At 39.2% G+C, this 12897-nt stretch carries 13 protein-coding genes; 6 read left to right on the top strand and 7 right to left on the bottom strand.

Going from position 1 to position 12897, the window contains the following annotated elements:
• Positions 1 to 12 precede the first annotated feature (12 nt).
• The 5 genes from IW492_RS10575 to IW492_RS10555 all read right to left on the bottom strand — a co-directional run bounded on the left by IW492_RS10575 (position 13) and on the right by IW492_RS10555 (position 3931).
• Complete coding sequence (locus IW492_RS10575; RefSeq protein WP_202067596.1) at positions 13 to 930, bottom strand: class I mannose-6-phosphate isomerase; 918 nt, start codon at positions 928 to 930, stop codon at positions 13 to 15.
• A 379-nt stretch (positions 931 to 1309) separates the two neighbouring features.
• Positions 1310 to 2131: a PTS system mannose/fructose/sorbose family transporter subunit IID gene (locus tag IW492_RS10570; protein ID WP_202067595.1), complete on the bottom strand. Its 822-nt coding sequence runs from the start codon at positions 2129 to 2131 to the stop codon at positions 1310 to 1312.
• Between the two features lie 13 nt (positions 2132 to 2144).
• Positions 2145 to 2984 carry a PTS mannose/fructose/sorbose/N-acetylgalactosamine transporter subunit IIC gene (locus tag IW492_RS10565; RefSeq protein WP_202067594.1) on the bottom strand — a complete coding sequence of 280 codons (840 nt, stop codon included), beginning with the start codon at positions 2982 to 2984 and terminating at the stop codon, positions 2145 to 2147.
• 15 nt (positions 2985 to 2999) lie between these two features.
• A complete protein-coding gene (locus IW492_RS10560) occupies positions 3000 to 3494 on the bottom strand; it encodes a PTS system mannose/fructose/N-acetylgalactosamine-transporter subunit IIB (RefSeq protein WP_202067593.1) in 495 nt (164 codons plus the stop codon).
• A gap of 20 nt (positions 3495 to 3514) precedes the next feature.
• The gene (locus IW492_RS10555) at positions 3515 to 3931 is read right to left on the bottom strand and encodes a PTS sugar transporter subunit IIA (RefSeq protein WP_202067592.1); all 417 of its coding nucleotides are present in this window, start codon (positions 3929 to 3931) and stop codon (positions 3515 to 3517) included.
• Between the two features lie 158 nt (positions 3932 to 4089).
• Between IW492_RS10555 and deoC the strand changes: the two genes are divergently transcribed.
• A complete protein-coding gene (deoC, locus tag IW492_RS10550; RefSeq protein ID WP_202067591.1) occupies positions 4090 to 4803 on the top strand; it encodes a deoxyribose-phosphate aldolase in 714 nt (237 codons plus the stop codon).
• Positions 4804 to 4807: 4 nt separating this feature from the next.
• A complete protein-coding gene (locus tag IW492_RS10545) occupies positions 4808 to 5710 on the top strand; it encodes an SDR family oxidoreductase (protein WP_202067590.1) in 903 nt (300 codons plus the stop codon).
• 621 nt (positions 5711 to 6331) lie between these two features.
• On the opposite strand, the gene IW492_RS10540 is transcribed toward IW492_RS10545, so the two are convergent.
• Complete coding sequence (locus tag IW492_RS10540) at positions 6332 to 6958, bottom strand: response regulator transcription factor (RefSeq protein ID WP_202067589.1); 627 nt, start codon at positions 6956 to 6958, stop codon at positions 6332 to 6334.
• A complete protein-coding gene (locus tag IW492_RS10535; RefSeq protein WP_202067588.1) occupies positions 6955 to 8052 on the bottom strand; it encodes a sensor histidine kinase in 1098 nt (365 codons plus the stop codon). The genes IW492_RS10540 and IW492_RS10535 overlap by 4 nt, the downstream gene beginning before the upstream one ends.
• Before the next feature lie 115 nt (positions 8053 to 8167).
• On the opposite strand from IW492_RS10535, the gene IW492_RS10530 reads away from it, so the two are divergent.
• From IW492_RS10530 to IW492_RS10515, 4 genes are all read left to right on the top strand, one after another.
• Positions 8168 to 9100: an ABC transporter ATP-binding protein gene (locus IW492_RS10530; RefSeq protein ID WP_202067587.1), complete on the top strand. Its 933-nt coding sequence runs from the start codon at positions 8168 to 8170 to the stop codon at positions 9098 to 9100.
• A 10-nt stretch (positions 9101 to 9110) separates the two neighbouring features.
• The gene (locus IW492_RS10525; RefSeq protein ID WP_202067586.1) at positions 9111 to 10247 is read left to right on the top strand and encodes an ABC transporter permease; all 1137 of its coding nucleotides are present in this window, start codon (positions 9111 to 9113) and stop codon (positions 10245 to 10247) included.
• On the top strand, positions 10234 to 11397 hold the full coding sequence (locus IW492_RS10520) for an ABC transporter permease (RefSeq protein ID WP_202067585.1): 1164 nt from the start codon (positions 10234 to 10236) through the stop codon (positions 11395 to 11397). The genes IW492_RS10525 and IW492_RS10520 overlap by 14 nt, the downstream gene beginning before the upstream one ends.
• A gap of 793 nt (positions 11398 to 12190) precedes the next feature.
• Entirely contained in the window at positions 12191 to 12460 is a 270-nt protein-coding gene (locus IW492_RS10515) for a hypothetical protein (protein WP_202067584.1), read from the top strand.
• Positions 12461 to 12897 lie beyond the last annotated feature (437 nt).

Here is a 12897-nt window from a genome sequence, read left to right as displayed (position 1 = left end):
GCACAAATCAATTCAGTCAGCTATTTCCCCCCAATATCTGTAAGGGACTGCCAATACACATTCCCCGGAGCCCTGAACCTGAACTTTTTCTTTTGGCATCAGCAGCAGACTGCGCCCAGCCGTCAGAGTACTGTTTTCTACAATAATTTCGCCGGAAAGAACGGTTACTATACTGGCAATATTATTGGGATTTTCGAGTACATTTTCTGGAATGAAATGCGTAATTGAAAATTCTCTAAATTTTGCTTCCTGTCCTATAAGAAAAGTATCCTTTTTTACTTCCTGTTGGGGAATAAGAGTGGATAAAGCTTTTTCTACGTGCAATTCGCGTTTTTTTCCGTTCTGATCTTTACGGTCATAATCATAAAATCGATAAGTAATATCTGTTGCCTGCTGAATTTCATAAACCAGAGAGCCTTTGGTTAATGCGTGAATAGTGCCGGATGGAATATAGATCAGCTCTTTTTCCGTAACCGAATATTCATTTAAAACATCCTTATACTGGTTATCTTTTACTGCTGCTTCAATTCGGTTCTTATCTTTCAGCTGTTGACCGGCATAAATCCAGCCAGCTTCTGGAGATGACAGAAAGTACCATGCTTCGCTTTTCCCGTAGGGCATTCCTTCATTTTTTTGGGCAAAATCGTCAGTTGGATGAACCTGAATACTCAAATTATCATCACATGCGGTAAACGAAATAATCAAAGGATACACTTCTCCCTCACACAAACCGAAAGCCGCTGGGTTATCTTTAATCAGCTTACCCAATGTGATGTTGCCCTCAAATTCCTCCAGCCGGCAGTCTATTTCTGCGATTGCACTTGCAGAATAAACAGAGCCGATTCTTTCTATTTCTTCTGCACCATTATATCCATGCAATCGCGGCGTTCCCCAAATTCGCTCTTTGGAAATCGGTTCTAAAATATACATTATTTCCCCTCCTAAGAAAAAAGGGCTGTGACATTAGTATGTTGCAGCCCCTAAAAACCGAATAAATAGTGTTCCAGTCTTTGTATGATTCGAGTATTCGTAAGAAGCATAGGAGTAAGCTTTTAATACAGGAATGACTTATTGCTATCTCCTCTGATCATCAGACACATACCGTCTCATTAAAGGTTCCTGCATCAGTGGAAAGTCCTTGTATCTACGGTTCTCATTTCACTACGAGTGACTTGTCAGAGTAGATGATACATGATGTGCTTAGTACTTCTGTTCGTACACGTGCTCCTGCGGTTACTCGTCGCAGTTAAAATCGTGTACGTGCTCCTGCGGTTACTCATCACATGGAGAAGCTTGTCACAACATCTTTTTAAAATACTCCCAACATAACCCCAACTGCAGAAATCACAGTCAGTACCAGAATCACTTTTGTTGCCGTCAATTGTTTTGATGTTAACAAATACCACGCCAGCAAAACCATTGCCAATGGTAAAACGTTTGGAAATATGCCATCCAAAACGGTTTGAAGACTTTGTACCTCGTCTCCCATAGGAATTTCAATGGCTGTATTCAACACGATATTAGAAGCTGCCAGACCGCCAACAACCATGATCCCCAAGATGTTGAACGCATCTGTAATTCGTTTCGCATTTTCACCAATGATTACATCAATTGCATTTACTCCTAAACGATACCCATTCATAAAACACAGGTAAGAAATCAGCGGTCCGGCGATTCCATAGCTGATAATATAGAAAATCGGACCTAAGGCATTTCCACCTGCGGCCAATCCCATACCAATAGACAATAAAATCGGTACAATAATTCCCTGGATGATTGAATCCCCAATTCCAGCAAGCGGCCCCATCAAGGTTGTCTTGATGTTAATCGGCATTTCTTCAGGTACATCTCCACCAAGAGCAATCTCTTCTTCCAGCGAAGCAACGATACCATTAATAATCTGACCGGTTTGCGGCTCCGTATTATAAAACATGGAATGTCTGAGTAATAACTTTCTTTTTCCTTCCAGGTCATTTTTATAATATTTCTCGGCAAAAGGTAAATAAGAAAATGCCCATGCATGTGCCTGCAATTTTTCATAACTCATGGAAGAAAGGTGCGTGAAACCCCACCGCTTCCAAATCTGGCGCAATTCCTTTTTCGTCATTCTATTTTCTTTTTGTACATCCATTAACTAGCCCTCCCTAGAACAAATCGTCATCTTCATATGCAGCATCTGAACCAACTGCTTCTGCTGCTGAAACAGTATTCCCTTTTGACACGCTGCTCCCAGTACTTAAATAGACAACATAGCTGACCATTGCTGCAATAAACACTAAAGCAATCATATTCAAACCGGCAAAAGCCATCAATACGAAGCCGGCAAAGAAAAATACCAAATGAATTTTGTCCTTCACAACAATCCCCATTAACATCGCAATCCCAAGTGCAGGAAGAACCCCGCCTAAAACAGAGATAATATCGGTAACTACCTCAGGCACATTTGACAGCAGCCAGTCAACTAGTCCCCGTCCAAAAAAGATTGCAGCAAAAATCGGTACGGCCCGAAGCAGGAAAGTAGTGATCTGCGGATAGACGACATGATTCAATACAATTCCGCGATCATCAATATTCTCTGCTGCTTTTTGCGCTTTTGTATTCCAAAAAGAATACAGCGCCATCCGAGTGTTATAAAAAATAAGTCCAAACGTTTGACCGATTAAAATCGACAATGTCACTGCAACTGCCGGATCTCTCGTTGTTGCCAGAGCCAAACCAATTCCGCCATAAGCAGCATAAGTAATTTCACTGTTGGTGGCTCCTCCGGTTGACAAGTTGGCAATAAAAACCGCTTGAACAGCGAGCCCGCATAATACGCCCGCACGAATGTCGCCAAACGCGATACCTGTCAAAAGTCCCGCCACCAGCGGCCGGCCAACCACATAAAATCCGCCGCTCATTCCAAACAGCCAGGGACTTTCAATAGCGCCCAAATAGCAGAAAATACCTGTTAGCAACGCCGGTAAAAATAAACTTCCATCCATTTCTACATTCCTCCTCTAAGTCATTGAATCAAATTTGTCTTTCATCACTTTCCATGGCTTTGCTTCATCATCAGGCAACAGCTGAAACCCGATTTCAATGCCATTTTTTTCCAGATACTCAAATGCTTCATAATCCTTTCCATCAATTGCCACTGTTCTTCCCAGTACCTTGGCTCCTTCGCGAGTATTCATCGGTCCAACATTTAATTTCCTGCCAAAATCCACTCCCAGTTCCACCAGCTTTGCAAAGGTTTGAGGCGAGTTGCTGATTAAAAAGAAATCCTTGTCAGAATTTTTTCCTTTTGGAATGCTTTCCACTGCTTGTTCCGTTGTATAAACACCCAACTTTAAATTCCCGGCAGCTGCCTTCAATACTCTTTTTCTTAAATCATCGTTGGCGATATCGTCTCCTACAACTAAAATTCCCTGTACAGACCGGGCCTTCGTCCATCTGGTTGTCGTCTGCCCATGTATCACACGGTCATCGACTCTTGCTAAAGTAATTGTCATTATCCTCTCTCCATTCCTATTTAAAATTCAATATCATCCGTTTGTGTTTCGATCTCTTCTGCTCCTTCAATCCCGCTTCTTCCAATATCCAGTGCCAGAGAATACAGATCACCCAGCGATTTGGTTTGTAAATTGAGCCCCGTCTCAATTACCATGGGAAGATTCATTCCTGAAATGACTCGAACTTTTTCCTTTTTTCTCAGAAAGTAGTTAAATGCTTCATTGTATGGCGTTCCACCTTTAATATCTGTGATAATTAAAACTTCGTGCGTTCGAACAAATTCATCCAACATGGTATTGAACCGCCGGACAAAATCTTCAATACCTGCATCTGTCAGTGAGATGACAGCGATATCTTTGTTTACCCCTGCAATCATTTGATAGCTGCTTAACATACCTGTACAAAGATCGCCATGAGATGCCAAAATCAACTTCATTCAACCACTCCTTTTATGTAATTACAAATAACTCAACAAAATCATAATAACCCCTAAAGAAATCGCTGTCAACATTAAAATGTAATTATTTTTTCAATTGACAACAAACAAATATTGTTTTATCATCTATTATGTAAATACATAAAGGAGGATAAATAATGACAACGTATACTATTGATGAATTAGCGCGTTTTATTGACCACACAAATCTTAAGGCAGATGCAACAGAGGCAGATATGAGCAAGCTCTGCTCAGAAGCAAGGACTTACCATTTTAAAATGGTTGCAATCAACCAGGTTCAATCCAAACGATGTAGTTTATTTTTAAAGGACAGTGATATCAGCATTGGGGCTGCTATAAGTTTCCCTCTTGGACAAACAACCATTAAAGCAAAGGTTGCAGAAACACAAAATGCAATTGATTCAGGGGCCACTGAAATCGACTATATGATTAATCTGACCGAAGTAAAGGCCGGGAACTGGTCATACTTAAAAGAAGAAATGGAAAAAATCGTTGCTGTCTGTCGTCAGGCAAATGTCCCGTCAAAAGTTATTTTTGAGAATGCCTATCTGACTGAGGAAGAAAAAATTCAGCTTTGCCAAATTGCAAAAGAAGTACAGCCGGATTACATCAAGACCTCCACTGGCTTTGCTGCTACCGGAGCCACTTTTGAAGATGTAAAACTAATGAAAAAACAAGTAGGATCACAGGTGAAGGTGAAGGCAGCCGGAGGAATAAGAGACGCTGCTGCCTTTAAACAGATGATTGCCTGTGGCGCTGAAAGAATTGGCACCAGTGCAGGTATTGCAATTATCGAGGAGTTAAAAAAGGAAGCAGTAGATGGTCAGATAACAATTAATCCAGTGGTTTAATCCTATGAAAAAAATTGCAATCACCGGAGCCAATGGTTATTTAGCTTCTCTTATTCAGAAAACAAATAAAGAAAATTTTCACTTTATCCCAGTCACACGTTCTAACGTAGACTTAACTGACCCAAAAAAGACTGCTGCTTATTTTGAAAAGCTGGATTTTGACCTTGTTTTTCATACAGCTGCCCGTACGCAAACAGCAGATTGTGAAAGCAATCCAGAAGCAACAAAAAGAATAAATACCGAAAGCGCCATAAAAATTGCTGAAATATGCCAAAGAAAAAAAGCTCGTTTTGTCTTTTTGAGTACGGAACAGGTCTTCAACAATGCAGCAGAAAAAGGTCCATTCTCAGAGGTACAGGAAACGAACAGTTCATCTGTTTATGGTCGGCAAAAAATAGAGGTTGAACAATTTCTACTTAACAACAGCAGTGATTATCTGATTCTCAGACTGTCATGGATGATGGGCTTGTCTTCTCCGGGAATTAAGGAAAGTCCCAATATCATAAAAAAAGTCATGCAGGCTCTCTTCTATCAGAAACCGGCTGTCTTCACAGTCAATGAGGTTCGCGGCTTAACTTACGCAAAACGGCTGACAGATGCTTTTGAAACAATTCTTCAGCTGCCGACAGATACGTATCATTTTTCCAGTACCAACAACTTATCCAGCTATGAAGCAGCAAAGCTAATTGGGAAAAAATTAGGTTTTTCAAAAGAAAAGATCCAACAATACATTTTACCTGACGATCAGCGTTATACTGGTTCTTTTCGAGACTTGCGTCTGGACACAAATAAAATCCAAGAAAAAGGAATCAGCATCTTCTCTTTTGAAGAGGACATTGATACCTGCTTGAAAGAGTTTAACTGGGGCAGTTCTCATGGATACGGCGAAGGGGAAAGAATTGGGTAATTGTCACGACAAAAGCATGAAGAGCTATTTTTCTGAAACTGTAGAAAAATTTTGGATTCAGAAAAATAAATGGTCTAATTTTCACTAGTATTTTCTTCGTGCTTTTGTCCTAGCGCTCTGACCAAATTATAAATTATAATAAAAGATCGATTACAACTGATGTACAAAGATAGAAAATGTTAACGTGTATGCTTCAATGACAAGAACGAGCAGCCTCAAAAGCAACTAGGGAACTACTAGCTGTTTCTATAATTTTTACAGCTAGTTTGACTCCAGTTAGGGACGAACTCGGTGTTTTCTGCCGAGTTGCTCCCATGCTGGCTGCACATTTCTTGGGTTAGAAGCATAGCTTAGTTTTAATTCGGTCAATACACTAGCTAATTGCGAGATGAAAACGGAATCTTTTCTTGAGGCAGCCAGTATAAAAATATAAAGAAAAAGTGTATGAACCAGACGATTAAACTGTCCCCTATAGAGTAGACACTTAGAAAAAGAGTGTCCTCTATGGGGGACAGTTTAGATTTTATCGGCAGTTCATACATTTTTTTCCTAAAAAATTATTATAGTTCTGCACTTTGCAGGCAACCCATTTATTTTAGGGAATACAGTTTCGTCCTATTCCTACTTATACTTCTGATAATAAAAAATAGCCAGCTGCGTCCGGTCACGTACATTCAGCTTTTCAAGAAGTTGACTGATATAATTACGCACAGTACCTTCACTAAGAAACAGCTCTTTGGCAATTTCATGATTATTTTTTCCGGCAGCTACCTGAAGCAAAATCGTTTCTTCCCTTTCGGAAAGCTGATAGTCAGAGGACTGTTCCTGTGTTGTCTCTTGTAATATATTCGACAGATGATCGATGATTTGTGTCCCAAAAACAGATTGTCCATTGTAAACAGCTTTCACAGAAGGAAGAATTGCCGCCAGATTTTGCTTAATCAGGTACCCTTTCACTCCAACCTTTAATGCTTCCCGTATGTATTTATCATCTGAAAATGTTGTTAATAAAAGAATCGCTGCCTGCGGAAACTCTGCCAAAATTTTCTTAGAGGCATCAATCCCTGTCATTTCACCCATTCGTATATCCGTTAATAACACATCCGGTCTCAACTCTTTGTACAATCTAACTGCAGCAGATGAATCATGCCCCAAACCAATTACCTCAATCTCTCCCGAAGCCTCCAAAATTGTTTTCAGCGACTCCGTTACCAGTACGTCATCATCTATTATAACTACCTGAATCATATCCTTCCTCCTTTCGGTAAAATAACGGTAAGTAAAAATTCATTTTTTGATGCTTTCACGTGCAGTTGTCCCCCAATTCCCCTCACACGCTGATGCATTCCTGTAATTCCGATTCCTGCTTCAGTCGGATCATATTCAACTTTTTTACTACAGTCATTACTAATTTTACAGCGATAAAAGGCAGGCATCTCAGTAAACCCAATCACAACTTTTGATGCATGACTATGCTTCATCACATTGGATAAAGCTTCCTTGATAACCATAATCAGCACCTTATTTTCCTGAGCGGACAGCTGCTCCAAAAATGTCCCTTTAATCTCCACCGGACAAAACCGAAACTCGTTCACCATTAAATCAACAGCCATATCTAACGGCAATGTCTCCTGATGCAGATCATGCACACTTTCGCGAATATTATCCATTCCCTGATGAACGGTCTCTTTTAGTAATTGAACAGGCTTCATCAAATTCTCCTGTTGATTAAGAGCTTCGATAGCACCTAATTGAATAATGGCACTGGACAAAAGATGACCAACATTGTCATGTATATCACGAGCAATTCGATTTCTCTCCTGTAAAATTTCCAGTTCAATCAGTGATTCCTGATTTTCCTGTAACAATTTATTTTTATTTTCTAACTGCTGCTGATTTTCCCAACTGTCATCTTTTAAAAGCCTAAATTGTTTTTCAAGACGCCTATATCTCTGCTGATTCCAGCAGCCAAGCTGAGCAGCCAGCGAAACCACCAGCACAATCGAACGATAACTTAATGACAGGCTTCCCGACAAATACATAATAAAGGCAGCAGCCAAAAACTGGACACTCGGCTGTTTCCACTGTTTTGAACCAAAAATACGCAGAATCAACGGCAAATAAAACAGAAGCAGCGGCCAGCGAACACCCAGTCCTGCAAAAAAAATCGGCAGCAGCCATCTATTTTTTTCAGGTACCAGAAGATAACCTGCTCCGCAAAAAATGACAGCAGTCAATGGATAAATAATCAGCTGAGGCTGAAAGTGTTCCTGCATTGACAGCAAAATACCAATCATTAGAAAAAGACCCTGTTCCAACACATAAATTTTGTCTTTTCTCATATCTTTCCTCTTTTTTATGACATTTGTCATGTTTTATTTGGACAATATTCACTAGTGAATGTTTTCTCAATTTATTATAGTCATAGTATAAAGAAATTTTAAAGGAGTTTTTCATATGATCATCGAAATAAATAATCTGGTAAAACGCTATGGGGACCTAACTGCTTTAAATCATTTTAATTTGAACGTAAAAAACGGCGACATTCTTGGTTTACTCGGACCGAATGGCAGCGGAAAATCAACAGCAATCAACTGCATGCTCTCCCTTCTTTCCTATGACCGTGGTGAAATCAAACTTTTTGGAGAACCGATGGCGCCCAACCGTTATGACTTGAAGCGCCGAATTGGTATCGTTCCTCAGGAAGTAGCTGTTTTTGAAGAACTTACAGTGAAAGACAACATTGATTATTACTGTGGTCTGTATATTACAGATAAGGCCGCACGCATTCAACATGTGGACGAGGTCATCCAACTCGTCGGACTGGAAGAATTTATAAAGTTTACTCCGAACAAATTAAGCGGCGGGCTAAAACGCCGACTAAACATCGCCTGCGGAATCGTTCATAAACCGGAATTAATCTTTCTGGACGAGCCAACTGTGGCTGTTGATCCGCAAAGCCGGAATAAAATTCTGGATAGTATCAAAGAACTGAATGCTCAAGGAGCAACTATTGTTTACACCACACATTATATGGAAGAAGTTGAATTATTGTGCAATCAAATCGTCATTATTGATCAAGGACAGGTGATTGCAGAAGGAAGCAAAGAACAGTTGAAGGACATGATTCGCAACAATGAAAAACTGGTTCTCGAGATTCCCGAGCTTTCTCAGAGCCATATCCAGCAAATCCATCAGCTGGCAAACGTTCTGGAAGCTGTTCATGAAGACAATTATCTGACCATCCAGACTTCAAATACGAAAACGACACTTATCGAATTACTGAACTATTTGGAGCAACAGGCTGTCTCATATGGAAGTATCCGCACACAGGAAATTACGTTAAATGATGTGTTTCTTGAAATTACCGGCAAAGAGCTGCGGGATTAGGAGGAAAATTATGTTTTGGCATTTATATAAATATCGCATAAAGGTTATGTCAAAAAATTATTCGTTGTTGTTTTGGACATTGGCTTTCCCAATTGTTCTGGGATTGCTGTTTAACTTTGCGTTTAGCGGATTGGATAATCTGGATGTTGTAGAGCCGTCAGATATCGCTGTTGTTACTAAAAATGAAGAAAATATTGCACCGTTCACCAGCATTTTAGAACAGCTAAAAGTGGGAGAAAAGCCTGCATTCAAAAATAAAGAACTGTCTGCCGCAGAAGCTCAAAAGCAGCTGGAAGGCGGAAAAATCAGCGGCTATTACAGCTTTGACGGAGATGAAATTACCCTTCATATTGCAGCAGACGGCATCAGCCAGACTATTTTAAAAGAATTTTTGGATCAATATCTGCAGCAAAAACAAAAGATAGAGACACTGCTTGCTTCCGGGCAAGTAACACCGGAGCAGCTTACAGAAGACTATTTTTCACAGAAAAACTTTATTGAGGAAAATGAGTATTCAAAAAACGGCAGTACTAAAAGCTTTTACTTCTTCACCCTCGTTGGAATGGCCTGTATGTACGGATTTTTCTGGGGTTTGAGAAATGTCAATGACGAAAAAGCTGATCAGTCGCCAAACGGGATTCGTTTGAGCATGGCACCAACAAATAAACTATTGATTATTATCAGCAATATGCTCGCTGCGTATACGTTGTTTTTCCTGGAAATACTTATTCAATTAGCTGTATTCCACTTTGTCTACGGCGTAGATTTCGGGCAGCGCTGGGGCTGGATTATCCTTACCTGCGCATTAGGATGTCTATGTGCACTTGCTTTCGGATCATTTATTGCCCATACAGTTAAAGGAGATTTCAACAAAAAATCATCGATTGCCATTTCACTGACTATGATGATGAGTTTTTTAGCCGGCATGATGGGAACCGAACAAATCAAATATACGATTGATATGAACTTCCCGATTTTAGGGCGCATCAATCTGGTCAACTTGCTGAGCGAAAGCTTTTATCAGTTGTATTACTACAGCGATATCCAACCGTTTTTTACAAATATTCTATATTTAATCGGCTTTACTGTTTTCTTTATTCTTGCAAATTTCTACTTCGAAAGGAAGGCTCACTATGACCATCTATAATGCTATCCTGCAAATCCTTAAAAAGAATAAAGGTTCACTGCTGTTAGGTGTCATCATTACGTTTGCAGTCACCTTTTTATATTCCAGCTCCTCTTCGGCTGATGTCAGCAATCTGGAAACAGCTGCTGCAGCCATCATCGACGAAGACAACTCTGAGCTTAGTAAAGCCTTAGCTTCATACATTGAACAGCGTGCTGATGTTATGAAGCTTGAAAATAATCAAAAAAGTAAAGACGATGCGCTGTATTTCCGTCAGACTGATTATATCCTGACGATCAAAAAGGGCTTTGCTTCTAAGCTTTCAGCGGGCAAAATACCTATGATGGAAGTTCAGACAAGACCGGACTCTTTCTCAAAATCATTAATGGATACCTATATTAATAACTATCTGAATACCTATTTGGATTTTCAAAAAGCAGCAGATATGGAAACCTCTGAACTTATTAAAACAACAAACAAAAGCCTCATCTCCAATGGGAAAGTTGTGCTGAATGCAAATCATGCCAAAAAGCAAAATCGACTGGTAACAGCAAGAGTATTTAATTTATTGGCGTATGGACTGTTCACCTCCATTTTTTCCGGCTATGCAGTCATTAATCTGGCCTTTAACCGTCCAGAAATTAAGCGCCGCAATAACTGTTCGCCAATTTCCAAGCAAAAGCTTTCCCGTCGTATTTCCATAGGTATGCTCGGTTATTCTGTTACTATCACACTGGCATTTATTATCTATATGCTGATTTTTACAAGGAGCGGCTTCAACGCATATACAGGCTATACTTTACTAAATACCGCAGTGTTCTTTATTGTCATGGTCAGTTTCTCAACTTTTATTACAAGCTTTATCCACAACAATGAAGCCATCGGCGGTATCAACAATGTCTTTATCATGGGCAGCTGCTTCTTGGGTGGTATTTTCGTTCCAGCTTCGATCATGCCGGCATTCGTTTTAAAAATTGGTTCGTTCACGCCGACTTACTGGTTTGCACGAACCAATGAGCTGATCGCAGAATCTGCCCAGCTAAATGCAGACTTCCAGAAGGATTTTCTGTTTAACCTCATGATTCTTCTATGCTTTGCGACAGCGTTCTTTATTCTGAATCTGGCAGCATTGAGGGAAAAAAAGATAAAATCAACATTAAAAATAACTTGATAAGAAGCAGCCAGCAGGATGGACAGGCTCCCTATAAAGTAGACAAGGAAAAATAGCTCTATTTTATAGAGAGCCTATCATTTCATCCCAGTCTCCGATTCTTTTTTATGAGATTGAATAGGCTACACTTTGTTTGACAATTTTTGGGCACACCATTTGCAAACTGTTAGATCATTTCTAAAACCGTCAACATAGCAGTCATCAGGTAATTTTTCTCCCAATACATCTGAATACTCTTATAAAAATAGCCCACATCTAACATATTCATCTTTTTCTGTATCAAAGCTAAATTGACCGCCCTTACCTTTGTATTTATGGTAGTCATTCCATGTCAATAAAAATTCTCTCTTCTCAAAAACAACGGTTTTTGAAATAGATCACTTTTATCTAAAACCGTTTGGAAAATACTCCATCCTAACAGCTTCTAATCCCGTCGAAGGCTCCTCTTGCTCTCGATCATAAAAAGTTTTCAAAACAACATAGTCAATTTATGAATATATATCTATCCGCAATCTTCACATTCTGGATTACCAATATTTGTATTGAACCTTAGTTCTTCGTCACATTCAAAACAATCCTTCTTTTTCATATCAGTATTCCTTTCTCATAAATTGATTTTTTTGAAGTAACCGATTATTGCCTAACCGCGTATTTTTAAAGATGCTATGTGGTGATCAAATTACATTTTTCAGCATTTTACACCATATTTGTTTAGTAATACGGACATATATTATATAATTTTATTTACAAAGTGATTTTTACTTTGAAAATAAGCACATGGGAGGAATTATTTATGACAAAAGTTGGCGGTTGGACTATTCCTGAAACACCAGAAATCACAGAAGACGTAAGAAAGGTTTTAAAGGAAGCTGTTAGTGGGTTAGATGGGTCAAGGATAGAACCCTTTGCCCTACTTGGTACTCAGATCGTTGCCGGTGTAAATTATAAGTTAGTTTGTAAAGTAACTCCTGTTATTCCAGATGCTGAGACAAAACTTTCAATTGTTACTATTTATAAACCATTAACCGAGAAAGCAGAATTAAAAGACATCACTGATATATGAACTACTCCCTGTCAAATAGACAGATAGATATTATAAATCATCCTGAAGTGTACAGTCCAATTTTTGAGCTGCATAACGGACCGGTTGATTGAAATGAAAATAATATCCTATTTAAGATGAGTTTGTTTATAACAATATTGATATAGATCATTTATGAGTACTCCTTGTTTTCTTTAGTTTGAAATACAAATTGAGTGTATCATAAATGATCTTTCATATTGTCTAGCTTAATTTTTATAATTGGCGTTATAAAAAGAAGCTCTATAATAAACGGGACTGATGAAATTAGAGATAATTTCTCAGTCCCGTTCTTATTGTATGTTCTGAAAACCCCCAGCTATGCTGGGGGTTCTTGAGAGCTTCCAGCGTGGTAGTAAAAAAGCCTCCTAAACTGATAAGATGAAGTTGGTTTCCCGACCACCACATCAAAAGTTAAG

Source organism: Enterococcus sp. BWB1-3 (assembly GCF_016745275.1).
Lineage (GTDB): Bacteria > Bacillota > Bacilli > Lactobacillales > Enterococcaceae > Enterococcus_L.
This window is presented reverse-complemented; position numbering and strand designations above follow the sequence as displayed.